Genomic DNA, 20927 nt, shown 5'->3' with positions numbered 1-20927 from the left:
CCGATGAACCTTGACGTACCGCTTCACAAGCAAACCCGCCTGGGCGGCGCGGGCGAATTGGCGCGCTTCGCGCTTGCCGCGCTTTTCCTGGCGGCGGTCATCCTGTCCCTGATCACGTGGCGGCTGGACCTGCTGCATTACAACCTGCGTGCGCCCCTGAACTACGCCGGCGACACCCTGTCGCAGCTGTTGTACGTCAAGGGATTGCTGCAGGATGGCTGGACGGGCACCATCACCCACCTGTCGGCGCCATTCACCTATCCGGGCGCCGCCTTCCCGCTGCAGACCAGCACAGACTGGATGCTGATGAAGGTCATGTCGGTTTTCAGCAAGGATCCGGGCCTGCTGCTGAATGCTTTCTGGCTGCTCACCCTGGTGATGAACGGCTGGAGCGCGGCCTACGCCAGCTGGCAGCTCAGGCTGCCGGCCGCGCTGTCCCTGGCGAACGGCGTGCTGTACGCCTTCCTGCCCTACGGCTTGATGCGCAACCTCGCCCACGTCAACCTCGTGTTCTACGTCGTCCCCCTGCTGTGCCTGCTGGCGGTCGTGATCGCGTCGCGCGGCGAAGGCGTCCGCCGTCCGGGGCAGGCCGTCGTCGCCGGCCTGGCCGCCTGCGTGCTCCAGGGTTTCGATTACGTGTACTACAGCTTCTTCGCGGCCGCGCTGTTCTGCCTGGCCGCGCTGATCGGCTTCCGCGGCCGCGACCTGCGCCAGCTCAAGCTCCCCGTGCTGGCGGTGGCGGTGCTGTCCATCTGCACGGCGATCAATCTTTTCCCGGGCCTGCAAAGCTGGAAGAAGGATGGCCTGCCGCCGGAGATGAGCTACAAGCTGCCGGCGGAGGCGGAAGTCTATGGCGTCAAGCTGCGGCGCATGATCCTGCCCCAGGTAGCCAATCCGGTTCCCTTCCTTGCCGCTTGGGCGGAAAAGGACCTGAACGCGAATTTCCCCGACGAAAACGAAAACACCTCCGCCCGCCTCGGCATCTACGGTGCGCTCGGGCTTCTCCTGATCTTGGTTTCGCTGCTGCGCGCCAGCCGCAAGTCCGCCGTGGAGCAGCCCATGCGGGCCATCACCGGCCTGAGCCTGGCGACCTTCCTGTTCATTACCGTCGGCGGCCTCGGCGCGGTCTTCAACCTGCTGGTATCCCCGGACATCCGCGCCTACAACCGCTTCGTGGTCTTCCTCGACTTCTTCTGCATCGTCGCCCTCAGCATGGGCTTCGCGCGCGGCCTGGCGGGACTCGGGCAAGGCAGGCTCAACGTCAGGACCATGGCTTGCGGCATCGCGGCCGCCGCGCTCGTCGTCTTCAGCCTGCATGACCAATTGCTCGACACGGTCGTGCTCACGGCCACCCAGCGGCAGGGCGAACGCGAAGCCGCGGCGGAACGCCAGGCGGTCGCCACCTTGGAGCACGCGCTGCCGCCGGGCACCGCATTGCTGCAATTGCCGTTCTTCGGCTACCCGATCAACTACCACCAGCACGAGATGGATTCCTATGACCACGTGCGCCCCTACCTGTGGTCCACGTCGCTGAAGTGGAGCTGGCCGTCGTTCTCGCTTCCGCACCGCGCCTGGCAGGACACGATGGGCGAGCTGAAGGGCAAGGAATTCGTCGACGCCGCGATTCTTTCCGGCTTCGGCGCCATCTGGATCGACCGCAAGGGTTATGCCGACGGCGGCGAGCAGCTGCTGAAATCCCTGACGGTGGATGGCGTGCGCCGGATTGACGTCGGACATCCGCGCTACGCCGTGCTCGACCTGGCCGAAGCGGCCGCCTCCCTCCGCAGCCAGCTCGGCCAGGCCGAATTCGCTCGGCGCGCGGACCTGCTGATCGGGCCGAAGGTCAACGCGAACTGGCTGGACGGTTTCTACGCCGAAGAGCGCCGGCCCGACGGCATCCGTTTCCACTGGTCGAAGAAGCATGCATTCATGGAGTTGCGCAACCCCGGCGACGAACCCATGACCGCCTGCATCGCGTTCGACGTCGTCGCGCCCACCGGCCCGATGCGGATCAGTGGCAAGGAAATGCAGCGGGAAGTCGCGGGCGGCATGGCGCCGCAACGGGTGTCCGCGCTCCTGCACATGGACCCGCGCGAGGTGCGCCGCATCGATTTCGCCAGCCAGTCGCCGCCGATCGTCGCACCGGGCGATCCGCGCTCGATGGTCTTCACCGTCATGTCGTTCGACCTGGCGACGATGCGCAAGGGCAGCAATCCAGCCGTGGCCTGCAATGGACAAAACAACTAACCAACAGAATCATGCGAATGCAATGTCATCCGTGCCGCCAATAATCAGTCTCGTCATCCCCGTCTTCAACGAAGGGGCGATGGTGCATGACAACATCGGGCAGATCCTGCGCGCCGCGGAGGGCGCGGGCTACGAACTCGAACTCATCGCCGTGGACGATGGCTCGAGGGACAACAGCGCGGCCGAGATCGAGCGCGCCGCCGCGCGCGACCCGCGGGTCAGGCCGGTCTTCTTCACGCGCAATTTCGGCAAGGAAGCCGCCATCCACGCCGGCCTGGCGCATGCCAAGGGCGACGCGGTCGTCGTCCTCGACTGCGACCTCCAGCATCCGCCGGAGCTCATTCCCCAGATGGTCGAATTCTGGCGCAAAGGCTTGTGCGTGGTCGACGCGGTGAAGAGCGACCGCGGGGAAGAGGCGCTGCAGGATGGCTTCTTCGCAAACGCCTTCTATGCGCTTTTCTCGCGCTTCGCCGGACTGGACATCCGCAATCATTCGGACTTCAAGCTGCTGGACCGGGAAGTCGTCGACACCTATCTTGCCTTCCCCGAGAAGCACCGCTTCTTCCGCGGACTGATCGGCTGGGCGAATTATCCCAGCGTCCAGATTCCGTTCACGGTCGCGGCCCGGGCCGGCGGCACGAGCCAGTGGAGCAAGGCCAAGCTGCTGCGGTATGCGATCGACAACCTGACGAGCTTCTCCAGCGTACCGCTCAAGCTGATCACCTACGTCGGCGCGGCGATCCTGGCCCTGGGCGCCGTCATCGGCTTCCTCAGCCTGCTCAACTGGTTCGAAGGCAGGGCGATCGGCGGCTTCACCACCGTCAACCTGCTGATCATCGTCATCGGCGGCGCCATCATGATCAGCCTCGGCATCATCGGCCATTACCTCGCCCGCCTGTACGACGAAATCAAGGCCCGGCCGCCTTACCTCACCAAGCCGAACAGAAAGCCGCCACAATGAAAGAACCCCTCCTCGCCCTGATCGCCATCTGCCTCAACGTAGGCGCCCAGCTCGCTTCCAAGCAGGCGGGCACGGTGCAGGCCGGCCAGGGCTGGGCCGCCTGGCTCTCGCCCTGGCTGATCAGCGCGCTCGCCATGTATGGCCTGGCCTTCATCCTGATGGTGCGCGTCTATGCGGCCAATCCGCTTTCGGTCGCCTCGCCGGTGATGGCGGGCGGCGTGTTCATCCTCGTTTCGATCGCCAGTTCCTGGCTGCTCGGCGAAGCCTTCGGGCCTGGAAAGATCGCGGGCATCGCGCTCATCTTTTTTGGCATCGTGATGTTATCCAGAAGCTGACAACAACCCTCGGGAGTCAACGCTCATGAAGAAAGCCGGCATGCATCCATTCGAGCACTTTCCCAAAACGCGCCCGCCGCTGCCGCGCGAGATAGAGGAAATCTACTCGACGCACTACAAGTCAAATCGCGATGGCGATACCACCGCGGCATCGATGGCGCAGCGCCTCGAAGCCTGGATGCACCGCAAGGTGGCGGCGGACATCGCCCGGCCGCCTGGCCGGCCGCTGTCCACGCTGGAAGTCGGCGCGGGCACCCTGAACCAGCTGCAGCACGAGCCGGAAGTCGGGCCCTACGACATCGTCGAACCCTTCACCAGCCTCTACGCGGGCTCCCCGCGGCTGGCGAGGGTGCGCCACGTCTACGGCGATATCGCCCAGGTGCCGGAATCCGAGCGATACGACCGCATCACCTCGGTCGCCACCTTCGAACATATCCTCAACCTGCCCGAACTGGTCGCCCGCTGCGGATTGCTGCTTGCGAAGGGCGGCAGCTTGCGCGCGGCGATTCCCAGCGAAGGCACGGTGCTCTGGGCGCTGGGCTGGAAATGCACCACCGGGCTGGAATTCCGGATGAAATACGGCCTGGACTATGGCTTGCTGATGAAGCATGAACATGTGAATTCCGCGCGCGAAATCCGCGAAGTCCTGGAATTCTTCTTTGCCGACGTCAGGAGCAGCGCCTTCGGGCTCGCCAAGCCGCTCTCGCTTTACCAGTTCTACGAGTGCCGCGAACCCAAGCTGGACCGATGCGCGCAGCACGCAAACCTGGACGGCGCGGCCTGAATTCGGACGCCGCGGCGGGCCGGGCAAGCCCGGCTGCCGAGGGGCGGCTGATCGACAGGCGGCTTGCCGCCGGACGCGTTGTTTATTCGTATTCATTGCGCCTGAGGATTTTTAATCAGGGCATAATTCAGGGATGACTACGAATTACACTGGCCGTTTCGCGCCCTCCCCCACCGGCCCCTTGCACAAGGGCTCGCTCGTCGCGGCCATGGCGAGCTACCTCGACGCCAAGGCCCATCACGGCCAGTGGCTGGTTCGCATGGAAGACATCGACGAAGCGCGCACCGTGCCGGACGCCGCGCAATCCATCCTGCAATGCCTGCAAGCCTTCAGCATGCAATGGGATGGCGAGGTGGTGTGGCAAAGCGCCCGCAAGCCGCTTTACCAGGCGGCCTTCGAGCGGCTTGGCGCCCACGTCTATCCTTGCGGCTGCACCCGGAGCGAGATCGCCGATTCCACGGTCGGTCCGGGCAGCGACGGCGCGCTGGTGTATCCCGGCACCTGCCGCGGCGGCCTGGCCCCCGGCAAGACGGCACGCGCATGGCGCGTCCGCGTGCCCGAGGCGGGCAAGGACATGCAATATTTCGAAGATCGCTGGATGGGCAGGGTCGTCCAGCAGCTTGCCACGGATGTGGGCGACTTCGTCCTGAAGCGGGCCGACGGCTTCTGGGCCTACCAGCTTGCCGTGGTGGTCGACGATGCAGACCAGGGCGTGACCGACGTGGTGCGCGGCGCCGACCTCATCGATTCCACGCCGCGCCAGATCTACCTGCAGCAGCTTCTGGATTACTCGACCCCGCGCTACATGCACGTTCCGGTGGTAACCAACACCCGGGGCGAGAAATTGTCGAAGCAGACCGGCGCATTGCCCCTGGACGTGTCCCGGCCGCTGGAAGAACTGATGGACGCGGCCAGTTTCCTGCAGCTCGACATGCCCATGCCGGACACCGTGGAAGGTTTCTGGAAAGAGGCCACCGCGCAGTGGGCGCAGCGCTTCGCCGCGCCCTGAACCCTGAGTCCTTTCATGCGCCGGCATGTCCGGCAACGAAAAAGGCCCCTTCGCGGGGCCTTTGTTGTTTTTTGAGGCTGGCTTGGCTCAGCGCTTCGGCCCGCCGCCCAGCAGGGCGGCCACCTTTTGCTTGGCCGGCTTGGCCGGATGACCGTCGAGCGGCTCTTCCGATTGCGGGCTCGGCGGCGCGGGCTCATACGGCTTGAGGAACCAGGGATCGACCTTTTCCTTGCGCGGCGGATGCGATGTATGGCTGCCCCGGCCATAGGCGCTGCGGCTCGGCGCCGGGCGGTCTTCGTGGTCGTCATGGCGGGGACGGCGTTCGCCGCGCGCCGGCACGAATCCGGTGAGTTCCAGGCGGGTGATCTTTTGCTTGATCAGCTTTTCGATGTCGGCCAGCAGGCGCGCATCCTTGTCGGAATACAGGGAGATCGCATCGCCCGACGCGCCGGCACGGCCGGTGCGGCCGATCCGGTGCACATAGTCCTCGGCGTTGTACGGCAGGTCGTAGTTGATCACGCAGGGCAGTTCGGCGATGTCCAGGCCGCGCGCCGCGACATCGGTCGCCACCAGCACTTCCACCGGGCCTTGCTTGAAGGCTTCCAGCGCCGCCATGCGTTCGCCCTGGGTCTTGTCGCCGTGGATGGCCGACGCCTTGATGCCGTCCTTTTCGAGGTGGCGCGACAGGCGCGATGCGCCGATCTTGGTGTTCGAGAAGACGATGACCTGCTTCAGGTTACGCTCGCGGATGATGTGGGCAACCGCGTCGCGCTTGGCTTCCTCCTCGACCTTGTACAGCACCTGCGTCACGTTGTCGGCCGTGGCATTGCTGCGCGCCACCTCGATCGTGACCGGATTCCTGAGGAAGCTGTTGGCCAGCTTCTTGATTTCCGGCGAGAAGGTTGCCGAAAACATCAGGTTCTGCCGCTCTTTCGGCAGCAGGTTGATGATGCGCTGCAGGTCGGGCAGGAAGCCCATGTCGAGCATGCGGTCCGCCTCGTCCATCACCAGGATCTGGGTCTGCGACAAGTTCACGGTCTTCTGCTGCACGTGGTCGAGCAGGCGGCCAGGCGTGGCGATGACGATTTCCACGCCGCCGCGCAGGGCGGCGGTTTGCGGCGCCATGTCCACGCCGCCGAAGACGACCGTGGCGCGCACTGGGGTATGGCGAGAGTAGGCCTTCACATTGTCCGCCACCTGGTCGGCCAGCTCGCGGGTCGGCGTGAGGATCAGGGCACGCACCGGATGGCGGGCGGGCGAGGCGCTGGTGTTGGCGTGAGCCAGCAGCAGTTGGATGATCGGAAGGGAAAAGCCGGCGGTCTTGCCGGTGCCGGTCTGGGCCGCGCCCATGACGTCGCGGCCCTGCAGGACGATGGGGATCGCCTGCGCCTGGATCGGCGTCGGGTTGACGTAGCCCTGGTCGGACAGCGCGCGCAGGATGTCGGGCGACAGGCCGAAGTCCTCGAAACGGACGGCCGATGATGAAGATTGAGACTGGGGTGCTATCAGAGAATCAGACATATGCTTTCGTTGTGCCCGCGCAGGGGCTCTAGACGCTGCCGGGAAGCTTGCCCGGGGGACATGCATGCTGGCGGCGCCGCGCTTCGTTCATTGACGGCGGACTACGGGAGCGTGTACCGGAATCCGCATGGATTGCGCGAAAGATATCGTTGGCTGATGGCAGTGCGATCATCGCGCAGCACAACCTTTCATTATACGCTTCATGGAAAAGCATATTGAAAAAGTGATGTTCCGCAGACTTTACCGCGCCGTCCTTGCAGCGCGATGACAGATATGACAAGGTAAGGCGGCACTTGTTTGCGGAGCGAAGCAAGGTTTGCCAACCGCGCGCTCGCTGCAAGCCCTTGCCTGCCGGACAAGCACTTGGCGCCATTCGGAAGCGATCGCATATGCAAGCGCGAAAGCCTTCGTTCTCCCTGCGATAGCGGCCTCCTAGACTCTATCCATGCGACAAGCCGCAGCAATACGCGTCCCGCCGGACAGCAAGGAGAAGCTAGCATGCCACTCGATTTCACTCCTCAATTTCATCGCAAGCTATCGACGCAGGAAAAGAACAAAGTGTGGGCGCCCCTGCCTCATCCATGGACCGTCATCGTCATCAAGCGGCAATATTACCGCGCGTGGCAGGAGGAAGAATCGCGGCGCCTCCGCGAGATGGGCGAAGACGTGCTCGCGTTTCCGATGAGCCATTGATGCCATCGTTACCAGCTTGCCCTGGCGCGCATTCGCGGCGGCAGGCTTTGCGCGCCAGCAAAGCCCGTCCGCACGCCTCTCCGCAGGCCCGGCGGAACGTACTACGATGTCAGGCACCATGGACAAGCAAGCGCAGACAAGCCGCCGCGACAAGCTGCCGTTCGACATCGGCACGGCGTTCGACCGCATCGATGCCGCCATCCGGCCCTGGCCCAAGGCGGCGCTGTTCCAGCTGGCGGAGGAAGGCTACGGCTCCACGTTCGAACAGCTGGTCGCCTGCATCATTTCAATCCGCACCTATGACGAAGTGACCTTGCCCGTGTCGCGCAAGCTGTTCGAGCGGGCGCGTACGCCGGCGGACATGATTGCCTTGAGCGAGCGGGATCTGGACGCACTGATCAGCCCAAGCACGTTCCACGAGCGCAAGGCGGGGCAGATCCTGGCCATCGCCCATCGCGTCCTCGACGAATTCGGCGGGGAGCTGCCTGGGGAGCGCGACGTCCTGATGTCGTTCGCGGGCGTCGGCCCGAAGTGCGCGAACCTCGTCCTCGGCATTGCCTGCGGCGCGCCTTTCATCAGCGTCGACATCCATGTGCATCGCGTGACATCGCGCTGGGGCTACGTCCAGGCGGCTACGCCGGAGAAGACCCTGGCCGTGCTCGAAGCGAAGCTGCCGCCGCAATACTGGATAGAGATCAACCGCCTGCTCGTCCCGTTCGGAAAACACATCTGCACCGGCAAGCTGCCGCATTGCTCGACGTGTCCGGTACTCGACATGTGCCAGCAGGTCGGGGTGACCTCACACCGCTAGCGGCGCCACCCATTTCATCACTGCCGGACACGGCGACCGCGCAGTCCGTTCCCATGCGCTTATCCCGCGTGCGCAACCCGCGCGATGAACCAGCCCATTCCTGCAAGCGCCGCGAACACGGAACAGGCGCGCGCCGCCATCTCTTGCATCGACGCGCTGCCATGGCGCCGCACGACGGCGAGGAGGGTCAGCGCGCATGCAGCCACGCCAAGCTGGCCGATCTCGACACCGACATTGAAGCCGGCGAGCGTCAGCGACTTGCCTGTTCCTTCGAGTCCGACCAGGTCCAGCGCGGAGGCGATGCCAAGGCCGTGCAGCAGGCCGCAGGCAAATATCAGCCAGGTGCGTTGACGCCGTTCCACGCCGACCCGGAACAGGTTGCCGATCGCGACGACCACGATGCTCAGGGCGATCAGGGGCTCGACGACGACGCCAGGCAAAGTCAGCATGCCGGTCGCCGCGAGCGCGAGCGTGACGCTGTGGGCGACGGTGAACGCGGTGATCGTGGCGAGCCAATACCGCCATCCGGTCCCGGCAACGAGGAGCGTGAGCAGGAACAGCAGGTGGTCGTAACCAAGCAGGATATGTTCGGCGCCGTTGCGCACCGCATCCCCGAATACCGCCATCGCATCGCGGAAGAAGCGATGACCCGGACGATCCGCGCGAAGGATCGTCATCTCCGTCGTGCCGGCCCGCGCGGCGCTCAGCATCAGCTCGCGTTCCGGACCTGCCTTGGCGAAGAGATCGGCTTGCACGCGCAGCTGGTGGATCTTTTCATTCCACTGGCTGCGGCGCATGAGGATGAGGTGGTCGGTGCCCGTCAGCGCCTCATTGCGCACGTCGGAAAACAGGAGATCCTGGAAAATGATGCGCTCGGGCGCGTCGCCATCGAACAGGCGAAACCGTTGCGCGAGCTGCCTGTCGAGCGCGCTGCGGTGGGTATTCAGCTCGGCGAGGGAAAGCAAGCCGTTGCCGTCATCGTCCCAGCCGCTCAGCACGGCGACGGGGATCGAGACGACGGACATCACTTCCGCCTCGTCGACGCGCAGCCCGCCGTGACCGGCCGGCATCAGGTGCGCCTGCGCATTGCCGGCGGCGAGCGACAGCAGCGCGGCAAGCAGGCGAACCCACTTCATGGCGCTGCCGTGCCCTTGATGCAGCGCTGGATGTAGGGGTAGGTATCGGTCACGAAGTAATGATAGATCCCGGCGGGGAACTCGGGCGTCACGCCGACACGGCCATTGCATTCGTCGAGGTCGCCGAGTCCGGCGACGTACTCGTAGTCCTGGGTGAAGGTGCCGAGCGGGACGATGGACGTCGACGGCCGGCCGGAATCCGGCGTGGCCTTGAGGCGGTAGCTCGACTTGATCACCTTCAGTCCGCTGCTCATGCTGTTCGCCGTCACGTAGCCGTAGCGCGCGTAGATCGGGAAACCGTCGTTGGCGAAGCCCAGCATCGTCATCTGCGTGGAGGGGCTGGCATTGAGCTTGTTGACGTAGCCCTCGGGAATGCCGTGGTAGTGGTAGGAACCGTCCGGCTGCACGTGCGCGTTGCTCGAATCGGTTCCGAGGTTCATGTAGGTCTGGCCGAGCGCCTCGATGTTCCACTTGCCGGCGTTCTGATATGACTCCGCAGTGGCCGGATCGAACTTGATGCCATTGTTGGCGAACCCGACGATGTGTGCGAGAGCCGTGCCTGTCGTGCTGACGACGGCAGGATTGAGCGGGCTGCCGAACTTCACCGAGACAGCCCCGATCTTGTTCGGATTGTTGGCGTTCGGGAAGGTGCCGGTGACATGGTCCGGTACGCCGTTCGCGGTCATGTCGCGCATCATGCCTGTACAGCTCATCGTGACCGTACTCGTCAGGTTCAGTGCCGGCATGGACACGCTTGCGCTGTAGGGGCAGTAGAGGTGTCCGGTCAGCGTGCCGGTCGTGACCGGCATGGCGGTCAGCACGCCGGATGCGGTTCCCGTTCCAGCCGAATTGGCGGCCTTGACGCTGCAGCTGTAGGTCGTGCCATTGCTGAGCCCCGTGACGGACAAGGGACTGACGCTGCCTGCCGCGGTCGTGGTGCCGGTGGTTGCGCTGCAGGTGGCGGTGTAGCCGGTAATGGCGGAATCCCCTGTCGATGACGGCGGATTGAAGCCCAGTGTGACCGTGCCTGGTCCTGCGATCGCGGTGACCAGCGTCGGCGCGCCAGGCGCGGTGCCGCCGGCGACGCTGGAAGAGGGCGTGACGGTCGAGGTGGCAGAGGCAATGCCCTGGCCTACCGCGTTGCCGGCCTTGATGCTGCAGGCATACGCCAGCCCGTTGGTGAGGCCCGGCACTGTCAATGGACTTGCCGTTCCGGCAACGGTGACTGGCGTGGCGGTTCCGGCGGCGCACGAGGCACTGTAGCCCGTGATGCCGCTGCCGCCATCGGAAGCCGGAGCGGTGAAGCTTAATGTGACCGAGCCGTTGCCGGGCATTGCAGAGGTGATGGAAGGCGCACCGGGCGCGGTTGCGGCCGGGGTTGCGGATGGCGTGACCGCCACTGCCGCAGACGCGCTGCCCACGCCAATGGCATTCGTCGCCTTGACGCTGCATGAGTACGCCGTTCCGTTGCTTAGGTTTTTTACGACGATCGGGCTCGCCGTGCCATTGGCGCTCTGTACCAGGGTTCCGGAAGTGCAGCTGGCAGCATAGTTCGTGATTGCCGAGCCGCCGTCGAAGCTGGGCGCCGTGAAGCTCAAGGTTGCGAGGCCGCTGCCAGGCGCGACGCTGCCAAGTACCGGCGCGCCCGGGACGGTTGCGGGGGCGCTGACGTTCCAGGAGGTGTAGGCGATGCCGCTTGCGATTTCGGAGGCCACCTGCTGCTTGTTTTCCGGCGACTCCGAAAATCCGTAGAGAAGCGACGCGCGCGTGACGATGCCGGTCTCCAGATTCTTGATGTGAAATGCCAGGCCGGCATCATCGGGGCTGCGATGGAGGGTGTTGATGTAAAGCTGGGTGACGAACTGCGAATTGGTATTGTTGGCGCCATACAGCTGCTGGTATTCCGGGCTTGCTGCGAAGTTTTGCGCAAGCTGGAGCAAGCTCAGGCCGGAGACTTCCGCGGCGGAGATCTGGAAACCGAGGCCGACGGCGTCCGGCTGCCGGTTGAATGCCGCCCGATACAAGCGATAGACCTGGCCGGCGATTCCATCGGTGTCGAAGGCAATGGCTGAGTCGCTGAAATACAAGCGGGTAACGCCATTCAAGGTCACGGTTCCCTCGGTGCCGACAATGTCGGTGACGGTCACGACGTTGCCGGAGCGGAAAACGCTGTAGTTCGCCCTCTTGGAATAGAAGAAGGTACTTTGCTGGCCAGCATACACAGCCGATTGGGCAAGCTGCTTGTCTGTCGATGTCCCGGCCAGCCTGGCGCCGTCACCGCCGCTGCAGCCTGTCAGTACACCGATCGCAATTGCTGCCGAAGCTGCATGCCTGAGTGCGTGGCCCATGACCTTCCCCTTGATCTTTCTTGATGTAAATCAATTTAATCATGAAAGCAGGAAAGTTTTGACGAATCTTTATTGTGCAATGCGCTGGAGGGTTTGGCGGAATGCGGTGCGCAAGGGATAAGTAAAGAGAGGGCGTAAACGCATTCAGGGGAACGACGCATGTCGTCCCCCTGAATGATGACTGGTAGGCCTCCGCGGAGTCGAACCGCGCACCAACGGATTATGAGTCCGCTGCTCTAACCAAGCATGAGCTAGAGGCCCGTTGTTATCGGTGACGGGCGTGCCCGCCTTGTTCCATCATAGCAAGTATCGCCGCGATGGTGGTCCTCAAGTTCGCCTGAAAAGCGATCAACTGCCTTCCAGGAAGCTCTTCAGCTTGTCGGAGCGGGAAGGATGGCGCAGCTTGCGCAGTGCCTTGGCTTCGATCTGGCGGATACGCTCGCGCGTTACGTCGAACTGCTTGCCCACTTCCTCCAGCGTGTGATCGGTCGACATCTCGATGCCGAAGCGCATGCGCAGCACCTTGGCTTCGCGTGGCGTCAGGGAATCGAGCACGTCCTTGACAACGCCGCGCATCGAGGCATGCAGGGCCGCGTCCGCGGGTGCCAGCGTGTTGTTGTCTTCGATAAAATCGCCAAGATGGGAATCGTCGTCGTCGCCGATCGGCGTTTCCATGGAGATCGGTTCCTTCGCGATCTTCATGATTTTGCGGATCTTGTCCTCGGGCATTTCCATCTTGATCGCGAGGGTAGCCGGATCGGGTTCCGCGCCGGTCTCCTGCAGGATCTGGCGGGAGATGCGGTTCATCTTGTTGATCGTCTCGATCATGTGCACCGGGATACGGATGGTGCGCGCCTGGTCGGCGATCGAACGCGTGATGGCTTGGCGGATCCACCAGGTGGCATACGTGGAAAACTTGTAGCCGCGTCGATATTCGAACTTGTCCACCGCCTTCATCAGGCCGATGTTGCCTTCCTGGATCAAGTCGAGGAACTGCAGGCCGCGGTTGGTGTATTTCTTCGCGATCGAAATCACCAGGCGCAGGTTGGCCTCGGTCATTTCGCGCTTGGCCTTGCGGGCCTTCATTTCGCCGGCAGCCATCTTCTTGTTGATGTTGCGCAGGTCGGGCAGCGGCAGCACGACGCGTGCCTGCAGGTCGATCAGCTTCTGCTGCAGTTCCTTGATGGCGGGCGCGTTGCGTCCCAGTACCGCGCTGTACGAGTGGTTCGCGGAGACTTCGCCGTCGATCCAGTCGAGGTTGGTTTCATTGCCCGGGAAGACCTTGATGAAATGAGCGCGCGGCATGCCGCAGCGGTTCACTGCCACGTCGAGGATCTGCTTTTCGATATGGCGCACTTCATCGACCTGGCCACGCAGGGTGTCGCACAGCTTTTCGACGAACTTCGCGGTGAAGCGGATGGACAGCAGTTCGTTGGAGATGGTCTCCTGCGCCTTGACGTAAGGCTTGGAGTTGTAGCCTTCCTTCTCGAACGCCTTGCGCATCTTGTCGAACTGGTTGCGGATCTCACCGAACTTGCCGAGGGAATCGCGCTTGAGCTGCTCGAGCTGCTCGGCGGAGAAGCCGGCCGCGGCGCCGCCGCTGGACTCTTCCTCTTCGTCTTCCTCGGCGTCTTCTTCCTCTTCCTCGTCATCGTCGGACGCGGCAGCGGCGACCGGCGGCGCAACGTTTTCCTCGACGGCGTTCGGATCGACCAGGCCGTCGACGATCTCGTCGACCTTGATTTCATCCTTCTCGATGCGGTCGGAAGCGGCGAGGATTTCGGCGATCGTGGTCGGGCAGGCGGAGATCGCCTGGATCATGTCCTTGAGGCCTTCTTCGATGCGCTTGGCGATCTCGATTTCGCCTTCGCGGGTCAGCAGCTCGACCGAACCCATCTCGCGCATGTACATGCGGACCGGATCGGTGGTGCGGCCGAAATCGGAATCGACGGTGGACAAGGCAGCTTCGGCGGCGGCTTCGGCGTCTTCATCGCTGGCGACGGTCGCGACGCTGTCGGACAGCAGCAGTGTCTCGGCATCGGGCGCCTGCTCGTAGACGGCGATGCCCATGTCGTTGAAGGTACCGATGATGCCATCGATGGCTTCGGGATCGACGATGTTGTCCGGCAGGTGGTCGTTGATCTCGGAATAGGTCAGGAAGCCGCGGTCCTTGCCGAGCTTGATCAGGGTCTTGAGCTTCTGGCGGCGGTGCTCGAGTTCTTCCTCGCTTGCCTCGGTATCGGAAGCGAAGGCGTCTTTCAGCAATGCCTTTTCCTTGGCCTTGCGGTCCTTGACGCGCGCCTTGTCGGCGGCCTTGAGCTCGGCGCGCTCGACGGCATTCAGCGCGGCGACTTCGTCGTTCTCGGGCTGAAAATCCTTGGGCTTGCGGCCGCGGCGGCCTGGCACCTTGACCGTGGGCAGGACATAGCCCGAGGTGTCGATGGCCGCCAGCGCCTCGGCGTCGGTGGTCTGGCTCACCGCCATGACCTTGGATTCGGTTTTGGTTTCGGCCTTGGCAGACTTGGCAGCTTTGGCGGCGCTCTTCGATTCAGGATTCTTGTTCGTCACGGGTGCTTTCAGTTTCTCGGGAGCCGCCTTGCCGTCGGCTCGGGATGAAGATTGTTCCTTGGACGCAGGCGCTGCGGGCGCCTTTTTCGGTGCTGCCGGGGCAGCGGTCTTGGTTACTGCCTTGCTTGGCGTTTTCGCCTTGCTTTCGGCCTGAGCGGCGTTGGTCTTCACGGCAGGCTTTGCCATCGACTTGCCCGAGGCGGGTTTAGTTGCAGCTTCGGGGGCTTTTTTTGCGGTAACAGTCGTTTTCGCGGGTTTTTTCATTGCGTTTGCCATGGTTCGAATACCAAATGGATGCTCTCGTGCGCCGAGTGAAGTACGCGTTGTGGAGCCTTGTGCTTTTCCGGCCCGGCATTCGCCCGCGCGACAATGTTTTCAGCCCTGCCCTCACCTCTGTTCCGACGCCGTTCTGCAACCAGTTTTTACATGCCTCCGCATGGTTCCCGGTCGGTTCGGCCGCGCCGACAGTGAAGCTAAGACCTTGAATCAAAAGCTTTAAATTCTACCACAGAGAGCAACATTTCTCCAGCCAAACCGTTGCAAACCCCTCACTCCTCAGGTCATTTCGGTAGGGTTTCGACCTCCGCCTGACGCCGTAGTTGCTCCTGCCTTTGCATTAACTCCCGGTAACGCTGCCGCATCTCGTCCGTCGCAAGCCCGCCGGCGGCGAGGCGGTCCATTTCCGCTTTGACAACTTGCATTTTAGTCTGCCTGACCGCGCCGGCAAGTTCGAGGCGCGCAGCTTCGGGGTCGGCGTCGCTTTCCGCAGCAATTTCCGCGATCAGCGGGTCAAAATCGGCGTTTTGGGTGCGAAGCTGTTCGGCCAGGGCAGCGAAATTGGCATTCTCGCCAAGGGCGACGCAGGCCTGGACCAGCTGCTTCAGCATTTCCGCATTGTCCGGGGCCAGCTGCTCCGCGGCGGACAGGGCTTCGTGGTCCAGCATGGCCGCCAGCTGGGGATAGGTCACGAGCAGGCGGATCATCTGGCGCTCCAGGCCCATCGGCGCGGTTCGCTTGGCCTTGGGCGGCGCAACGCGAACGCGCGCGACCGGCTGCGACAGCTCGAAAAGGGCCTCGATCTCGGACGCGGTGGTCTGTGTCACCTGCGCCAGGCTTCGCACGATCTGCAGGCGTAGCGCCGAGGGCGGCATGGCTTGCAACAGCGGCTTGGCGTCAAATTGGGTTCTCGCCCGCCCTTCCGAGGTCGCCAGGTCGTTGTCCTGGGTCACTTCCCGCAACAGGAACTGCGACAACGGCATGGCGTCGCGCACCTGCTGCTCGAATGCTTGCGCGCCGAACTCGCGGACGTAGCTGTCCGGATCATGCTCTGGCGGCAGAAACAGAAACTTCAAGGTCTTGTCGTCGCCGGCGTGCGGCAGGCAGGCCTCGAGCGCCCGGCGCGCGGCGCGGCGGCCGGCGGCATCGCCGTCGAAGCTGAAGATCACGTGGTCGGTCTGGCGCAGCAGCTTTTGCACGTGGGTCGGGGTGCACGCCGTCCCGAGCGTCGCAACTGCCTGCGGGAAACCAAGCTGGGCCAGGGCAACCACATCCATGTAGCCTTCGGTCACGAGCACGTAGCCGGCCTCCCGGATGACCTGACGCGCCTCAAACAAGCCGTACAATTCCTGACCTTTTTGAAACAGGGGAGTTTCCGGCGAGTTGAGATATTTCGGTTCGCCGGTCTCCAGCACGCGGCCGCCGAAACCAATGGTCTGCCCCTTGATGTTCCGGATGGGAAACATGATGCGGTCGCGGAAGCGGTCATAGCGCTTGCCACTGCCGCCCTCCTCATCGCTGCGGTCGATCAGGAGACCGGCCTCGACCAGTTCGGATGCATCGTAGCGATCGAACACCTTGCGCAAGCCATCCCAGCCGGATGGCGCATAGCCGATGCCGAAGCGCGCGGCGATCTCGCCCGTGAGCCCGCGCTTCTTGAGATAGGCGATCGCTTGCGGCGCGGTGCGCAGTTCCTGCTTGTAGAATTCGCCCGCCCTGCTCATCACTTCGGACAGCGCGAGGCTCTTTGCCTGGACCTCGGCCCGCTGGGCGGGCGGCAGCCTGTCGTCGTCCGGCACGACCATGCCCACGCCCTGGGCGAGGTCCTTGACCGCCTCGACGAAATTCAGGCCGGAATACTCGATGAGGAAGCCGATGGCGGTGCCATGCGCGCCGCAACCGAAGCAGTGGTAGAACTGCTTGGTTGGACTGACGGTGAAGCTGGGAGATTTTTCGTTGTGGAAAGGGCACAGGCCCATGTAGTTCGCGCCGCCCTTTTTCAGCTGGACGTAGCGGCCGACCACGTCGACGATGTCGACACGGTTGAGCAGATCCTGGATGAAAGTCTGTGGAATCACGGCGTTGAACGGTTGTCCCTGTCGCTGGCTGAATCAACGGCGCAGACAACTGCCCCGTGTACAGAAGGTGGGGACGGCAGCGTGTTTTTAAACGCCGGCCGTCCATCCAGTGGATGCTGGCGCGGGCCAGCCTGCCTTCAGCCTTTCGCCAGCGCCGCCTTGACGAGTCCGGACACCGCGGTCATGTCGGCACGGCCGGCAAGCTTGGGCTTGAGGATCGCCATGACCTTGCCCATGTCTTGCGGGCCCGCTGCGCCGGCGGCAGCAATGGCGGCCTGGACTTCGGCCTGGATTTCCGCGTCGGACAGGCCGGCTGGCATGTAGCCGGACAGGACGGCGAGCTCGGCCTTTTCCTGGTCGGCAAGATCCTGGCGGCCGCCAGCCTCGAATTGCGTGATGGAATCCTTGCGCTGCTTGATCATCTTGTCGATGATGGCAAGGACATGGGCATCGGTGAGTTCGATCCGCTCGTCGACTTCCTTCTGCTTCATTGCCGCCGTCAGCAGGCGGATGGTGCCCAGTTTCGCGCTGTCTTTGGCGCGCATCGCGGCCTTCATGTCTTCGGTGATCTGCTCTTTGAGGCTCATTTTTTCTCCAATCCGAGGGAATGCAGGGGAGTATGGCTTGCCAGGCTAAAAACGCCAAAACCCGCTGCGGCTACTTCCGGAGCGGGTTTCAATTTCCGCACGCGGAGTGCGGTCGCCAAGAATCAGTACAGCTTTTTCGGCAGTTGCTGGCTGCGGATGCGCTTGTAGTGGCGCTTCACGGCAGCAGCGAGCTTGCGCTTGCGCTCTGCAGTCGGCTTCTCGTAGAACTCACGCGCACGCAGTTCGGTCAACAGACCGGTCTTTTCAATGGTGCGCTTGAAGCGACGCATGGCAACTTCGAAAGGCTCGTTTTCTTTAAGGCGAATCGTGGTCATGTAAGCTAAACCAAGTAGGGTTTCAAAAGGAAAGACCGCGATTGTAGCAGCAACCCCAAGCGAAGCAAACCCCTTTTTCGCAATGTCGCCGAATTGCCTTACTACACCGCCAAGCCGGCGGCCACGCCCGAGGCCCACGCCCATTGGAAATTGTAGCCGCCCAGCCAGCCGGTGACATCGACGGCCTCGCCGATGAAATGCAGGCCCGGGACCTTGCTTGCCATCAAGCTTTGCTGCGACAGCTCCCGCGTATCGATCCCGCCGCAAGTGACTTCGGCCTTCCGGTAGCCTTCCGACCCGTTCGGCACAAGGCTCCAGCGATTGATGGCATCGCCGAGCCGGCGCAGCTGCTTGTCGGGCATGTCGGCGATCCTTGCCCCCGCCTGCAGATCGTTCGCCTGCAGCAGGCCTTCGGCCAGTCGCGACGGCAGCCATTGCGCCAGCAGGTTGCCCAGGTTTTTCTTCAAGCTGCCCTTACCTTGTATGAGGGTTTCGCCCACATCCTCGCCGGGCGCGAGGTTCACGCTGAGCGGCGTCCCGGGCTGCCAGAAGCTCGAGATCTGCAGGACGGCCGGCCCGGACAAGCCGCGGTGCGTGAACAGCAGATCTTCGCGGAACTGCATGCGCGACTTCTTCTGCCCGGTCTCGATGTCGACTTCCAGCGCGATGCCGGACAGCGGCGCGAACGGCTCCCAGGCCGCGCCATCGAAGGTCAGGGGAACGAGGCCGGGGCGTGGCTCGACGAGTTTCAGCCCGAACTGCTTCGCGATGCGAAAGGCGAAGTCGGTCGCGCCGATCTTGGGAATCGACAGGCCGCCGCTGGCAATGACGACATTGCTGGCGGTAATGATGCCCTCGCTGGTGTCGAGACGGAACCGCTCGCCGTCCTTGCCGACGGCTTCCACCTTGCACGGCGTGCGCCATGCCACGTTGCCAAGACCGCACTCCGCCTTGAGCATGTCGATGATGTCTTCGGCCGAGCGGTCGCAGAACAGCTGGCCCTTGTGCTTCTCGTGATAGGAGATGCGATGCCGCTTCACGAGGCCGAGGAAGTCCTGCGGCGTGTACCTGGCAAGCGCGCTGCGGCAGAAGTGCGGGTTTTCAGATACGAAGTGTTGCGGGCCGGCATGCAGGTTGGTGAAATTGCATCGGCCACCGCCGGAAATGCGGATCTTTTCCGCGAGCCGAGTCGCATGGTCGATCATGACCACGGAGCGGCCACGCTGGCCGGCGACCGCGCCGCACATCATGCCGGCCGCGCCGGCGCCGATCACGGCGACGTCAAAGTGATTCATCTGGAAAGGAAAGATTGAGGGAAGCCGTGATTGTATGCCAGGCGCGGCTGGCCTTCCCGGCGCGGCGAAGCCCAACGCTGGCCCGCGGACGAAAAAAAGGGCCGTCGGCGACGGCCCCAAAGCTTCCCTGGGTTCACATCAAAAAATTGCTGCGGCGTTCATCCGGCGGCGCAGGCCTCCGGAATCGGTTCGTCATCGGCCAGGATGGCGGCGTCGGCGCAGCGCACCACGTCGCCGATCACGATGATGCTTGGGCTGCCGAGACCGGCCTCGGCAATGTGCCGCGCCATGTGCTGCAGGGTCGTCAGCAGTTGTGCCTGAGAGCCCGTCGTTGCCGAGCGCACGACCGCGACCGGCATGTCGGCCCGCATGCCGCCGGCCAGCAGCGCGGACTGGATGTCGTCGCAGCGCGCGATACCCATGTAGATCACCAGCGTCATGCCCAGCGTGGCGAGGGTGGCCCAATCGGGATTGGCATCAGGCGTCTTGCCGTGTCCGGTGACGAAGACCGCGCCCTGGCTCCAGGCGCGATGCGTCAGGGGCACGCCGATGGCGGTCGGAGCGGCAAGGCCGCTGCTGATGCCGTTGACCACATCGACGTCGATCCCTTCCGCGCGCAGGTGCTGGCGTTCTTCGCCGCCGCGTCCGAAGATGAACGGATCGCCGCCCTTCAGCCTGACTACACGATGGCCCGCGCGCGCCTCGGCGATCATCAGCCGTTCGATAAACTCCTGGGGCGTCGACTGGCAGCCGCCGCGCTTGCCCACGTGGATGGTGCGCGCCTGGGGAGAGGCATGCTGGAGGATGTCCGGATTGACAAGGTCGTCCACGAGCAGCACGTCAGCCTGCGCGATGGCCTTGACCGCCTTGACGGTGAGAAGATCGGGGTCTCCTGGCCCGGCGCCAACCAGCGTGACCTTACCGTGCCTGCCCTGTGTGTCGTGAATCGTCATGGAACACCTGCGTTTGCCTGAGTTGCTTCGATATATGCAAGCAGTGTTCCACCTGCGCGGCGATGGGCGCAGGCACCGGTTCGCGGCCCTCGAGGGCGGATTGGATCCAGAGCGCGGTCGTGGATGCATCGGATTGGGGCGGCAATGGCGGCAAGTCGTCGACCGGATCCTGCTTCTGCACCAGCACGGTGCGCGTTCCGGCATGAAACCATTCGATCTGCTGCGCGCGCTTGGCATTGGCCACGGTCTCGCCCTCGGTGCCTCGCATCAGGAAGGCATCGCCGCGTTCCGCCGGCGCGGCGGTCGTGAAATAGGCAGTCAGCATCTCGAGGTATTCCGGATGCGTGTACGAGGTCAGCCGGAGCGCCGGTCCGTCGAAGGGCTGCAGCATCTTCACCAGCGTGTGCGTCGAGTTGCGCACGCCCAGCACGCGGCGCAGCGCGAGCAGTCCGGCCAGGCGCGGCGCAAGGACCTCGATCGGCATGAAGACCGGCGCACGACGCGCAAAGCCGCCATGCGCCTGGTCGTGACCGGTCGCCGGGCCGATTCCCATGCATTGCAGGATTTCCGCGGTGGTCACCCGCCCCGGATCGGCTGACACGCCGTGGATGAGCACCGGCACGCCTTCGCGGGCCAGCAAGGATGCCAGCAATGGCGTCAGGTTGGGAACGTTGCGCGAACCGTTGTAGCTCGGGATGATGACCGGCGCATAGGGACCGGGCGGCGAAGTCAGCTTGTCGATGGCGGCTTCGGCGGCATCGAGGAAGCCGGCGATCTCTTCCACCGACTCGCCCTTGATGCGCATGGCGAGCACGATCGCGCCCATCTCGAGGTCGGAGACGCGCCCTTCGAGCATCGCCGCATACAGTTGGCGCGCATCGTCGCGCGACATGCTGCGCGCCCCTTTCCTGCCCCGGCCGATTTCCTTGATGAAGCGTGCCGCGGGAAACGCTTCGAGTCGTTCTGCATTCATGGCGAGAGGGTACACCG

General features: G+C 63.8%; 17 protein-coding genes and 1 tRNA gene. 7 read left to right on the top strand and 11 right to left on the bottom strand.

Annotated features, from left to right (window positions below; all coding sequences use genetic code 11):
• Positions 1 to 3: 3 nt before the first annotated feature.
• The 5 genes from G3574_RS07360 to gluQRS all read left to right on the top strand — a co-directional run bounded on the left by G3574_RS07360 (position 4) and on the right by gluQRS (position 5336).
• The gene (locus G3574_RS07360) at positions 4 to 2247 is read left to right on the top strand and encodes a hypothetical protein (protein ID WP_163961555.1); all 2244 of its coding nucleotides are present in this window, start codon (positions 4 to 6) and stop codon (positions 2245 to 2247) included.
• Between the two features lie 31 nt (positions 2248 to 2278).
• A complete protein-coding gene (locus G3574_RS07355; protein ID WP_163961553.1) occupies positions 2279 to 3208 on the top strand; it encodes a glycosyltransferase family 2 protein in 930 nt (309 codons plus the stop codon).
• Entirely contained in the window at positions 3205 to 3543 is a 339-nt protein-coding gene (locus G3574_RS07350; RefSeq protein ID WP_163961552.1) for a DMT family transporter, read from the top strand. Before G3574_RS07355 ends, G3574_RS07350 begins: the two co-directional genes overlap by 4 nt.
• A gap of 40 nt (positions 3544 to 3583) precedes the next feature.
• Positions 3584 to 4327 carry a class I SAM-dependent methyltransferase gene (locus G3574_RS07345; RefSeq protein ID WP_163961550.1) on the top strand — a complete coding sequence of 248 codons (744 nt, stop codon included), beginning with the start codon at positions 3584 to 3586 and terminating at the stop codon, positions 4325 to 4327.
• A 133-nt stretch (positions 4328 to 4460) separates the two neighbouring features.
• Positions 4461 to 5336 carry a tRNA glutamyl-Q(34) synthetase GluQRS gene (gluQRS, locus tag G3574_RS07340; protein WP_163961548.1) on the top strand — a complete coding sequence of 292 codons (876 nt, stop codon included), beginning with the start codon at positions 4461 to 4463 and terminating at the stop codon, positions 5334 to 5336.
• Between the two features lie 87 nt (positions 5337 to 5423).
• Here gluQRS and G3574_RS07335 read toward each other — a convergent pair whose 3' ends face one another.
• Entirely contained in the window at positions 5424 to 6857 is a 1434-nt protein-coding gene (locus G3574_RS07335; protein ID WP_163961546.1) for a DEAD/DEAH box helicase, read from the bottom strand.
• Positions 6858 to 7355: 498 nt separating this feature from the next.
• Here G3574_RS07335 and G3574_RS07330 point away from each other — a divergent pair, with 498 nt between their 5' ends.
• Complete coding sequence (locus tag G3574_RS07330) at positions 7356 to 7550, top strand: hypothetical protein (RefSeq protein WP_163961544.1); 195 nt, start codon at positions 7356 to 7358, stop codon at positions 7548 to 7550.
• A 118-nt stretch (positions 7551 to 7668) separates the two neighbouring features.
• Positions 7669 to 8361 carry an endonuclease III domain-containing protein gene (locus tag G3574_RS07325; RefSeq protein ID WP_163961542.1) on the top strand — a complete coding sequence of 231 codons (693 nt, stop codon included), beginning with the start codon at positions 7669 to 7671 and terminating at the stop codon, positions 8359 to 8361.
• Positions 8362 to 8420: 59 nt separating this feature from the next.
• Here the strand turns inward: G3574_RS07325 and G3574_RS07320 are convergent, their stop codons facing one another.
• The 10 genes from G3574_RS07320 to ybiB all read right to left on the bottom strand — a co-directional run bounded on the left by G3574_RS07320 (position 8421) and on the right by ybiB (position 20910).
• A complete protein-coding gene (locus G3574_RS07320; protein WP_163961540.1) occupies positions 8421 to 9497 on the bottom strand; it encodes a HupE/UreJ family protein in 1077 nt (358 codons plus the stop codon).
• The gene (locus G3574_RS07315) at positions 9494 to 11845 is read right to left on the bottom strand and encodes a YHYH protein (RefSeq protein WP_163961538.1); all 2352 of its coding nucleotides are present in this window, start codon (positions 11843 to 11845) and stop codon (positions 9494 to 9496) included. The genes G3574_RS07320 and G3574_RS07315 overlap by 4 nt, the downstream gene beginning before the upstream one ends.
• 182 nt (positions 11846 to 12027) lie before the next feature.
• Positions 12028 to 12106, bottom strand: a tRNA-Ile gene (locus G3574_RS07310).
• 87 nt (positions 12107 to 12193) lie between these two features.
• On the bottom strand, positions 12194 to 14689 hold the full coding sequence (gene rpoD / locus G3574_RS07305; RefSeq protein ID WP_163961536.1) for an RNA polymerase sigma factor RpoD: 2496 nt from the start codon (positions 14687 to 14689) through the stop codon (positions 12194 to 12196).
• 284 nt (positions 14690 to 14973) lie between these two features.
• The gene (gene dnaG, locus G3574_RS07300; protein ID WP_163961534.1) at positions 14974 to 16767 is read right to left on the bottom strand and encodes a DNA primase; all 1794 of its coding nucleotides are present in this window, start codon (positions 16765 to 16767) and stop codon (positions 14974 to 14976) included.
• Positions 16768 to 16904: 137 nt separating this feature from the next.
• Positions 16905 to 17354: a GatB/YqeY domain-containing protein gene (locus G3574_RS07295; protein ID WP_163961532.1), complete on the bottom strand. Its 450-nt coding sequence runs from the start codon at positions 17352 to 17354 to the stop codon at positions 16905 to 16907.
• Between the two features lie 122 nt (positions 17355 to 17476).
• Positions 17477 to 17689 (bottom strand): 30S ribosomal protein S21, encoded by a 213-nt coding sequence (gene rpsU, locus G3574_RS07290; RefSeq protein ID WP_005665410.1) that lies wholly within the window; start codon positions 17687 to 17689, stop codon positions 17477 to 17479.
• Between the two features lie 101 nt (positions 17690 to 17790).
• Positions 17791 to 18984, bottom strand: coding sequence for a BaiN/RdsA family NAD(P)/FAD-dependent oxidoreductase (locus G3574_RS07285; RefSeq protein ID WP_163961530.1), 1194 nt, complete (start codon positions 18982 to 18984; stop codon positions 17791 to 17793).
• A gap of 158 nt (positions 18985 to 19142) precedes the next feature.
• Positions 19143 to 19937, bottom strand: coding sequence for a uroporphyrinogen-III C-methyltransferase (gene cobA / locus G3574_RS07280; protein WP_163961528.1), 795 nt, complete (start codon positions 19935 to 19937; stop codon positions 19143 to 19145).
• Positions 19903 to 20910, bottom strand: a complete 1008-nt coding sequence (ybiB, locus tag G3574_RS07275) for a DNA-binding protein YbiB (RefSeq protein ID WP_163961526.1) — start codon at positions 20908 to 20910, stop codon at positions 19903 to 19905. Before ybiB ends, cobA begins: the two co-directional genes overlap by 35 nt.
• Positions 20911 to 20927 lie beyond the last annotated feature (17 nt).

The organism is Noviherbaspirillum galbum, from assembly GCF_010974945.1.
Classification (GTDB): Bacteria; Pseudomonadota; Gammaproteobacteria; order Burkholderiales; family Burkholderiaceae_D; genus Noviherbaspirillum; species Noviherbaspirillum galbum.
This window is presented reverse-complemented; position numbering and strand designations above follow the sequence as displayed.

Bases quoted from the DNA above. Each gene is read 5' to 3' on its own strand.
- G3574_RS07360 (WP_163961555.1), top strand. From the start codon at position 4: ATGAACCTTGACGTACCGCTTCACAAGCAAACCCGCCTGGGCGGCGCG.
- G3574_RS07350 (WP_163961552.1), top strand. From the start codon at position 3,205: ATGAAAGAACCCCTCCTCGCCCTGATCGCCATCTGCCTCAACGTAGGC.
- G3574_RS07345 (WP_163961550.1), top strand. From the start codon at position 3,584: ATGCATCCATTCGAGCACTTTCCCAAAACGCGCCCGCCGCTGCCGCGC.
- gluQRS (WP_163961548.1), top strand. From the start codon at position 4,461: ATGACTACGAATTACACTGGCCGTTTCGCGCCCTCCCCCACCGGCCCC.
- G3574_RS07335 (WP_163961546.1), bottom strand. From the start codon at position 6,857: ATGTCTGATTCTCTGATAGCACCCCAGTCTCAATCTTCATCATCGGCC.
- G3574_RS07330 (WP_163961544.1), top strand. From the start codon at position 7,356: ATGCCACTCGATTTCACTCCTCAATTTCATCGCAAGCTATCGACGCAG.
- G3574_RS07325 (WP_163961542.1), top strand. From the start codon at position 7,669: ATGGACAAGCAAGCGCAGACAAGCCGCCGCGACAAGCTGCCGTTCGAC.
- G3574_RS07320 (WP_163961540.1), bottom strand. From the start codon at position 9,497: ATGAAGTGGGTTCGCCTGCTTGCCGCGCTGCTGTCGCTCGCCGCCGGC.
- G3574_RS07315 (WP_163961538.1), bottom strand. From the start codon at position 11,845: ATGGGCCACGCACTCAGGCATGCAGCTTCGGCAGCAATTGCGATCGGT.
- rpoD (WP_163961536.1), bottom strand. From the start codon at position 14,689: ATGGCAAACGCAATGAAAAAACCCGCGAAAACGACTGTTACCGCAAAA.
- G3574_RS07295 (WP_163961532.1), bottom strand. From the start codon at position 17,354: ATGAGCCTCAAAGAGCAGATCACCGAAGACATGAAGGCCGCGATGCGC.
- rpsU (WP_005665410.1), bottom strand. From the start codon at position 17,689: ATGACCACGATTCGCCTTAAAGAAAACGAGCCTTTCGAAGTTGCCATG.
- G3574_RS07285 (WP_163961530.1), bottom strand. From the start codon at position 18,984: ATGAATCACTTTGACGTCGCCGTGATCGGCGCCGGCGCGGCCGGCATG.
- cobA (WP_163961528.1), bottom strand. From the start codon at position 19,937: ATGACGATTCACGACACACAGGGCAGGCACGGTAAGGTCACGCTGGTT.
- ybiB (WP_163961526.1), bottom strand. From the start codon at position 20,910: ATGAATGCAGAACGACTCGAAGCGTTTCCCGCGGCACGCTTCATCAAG.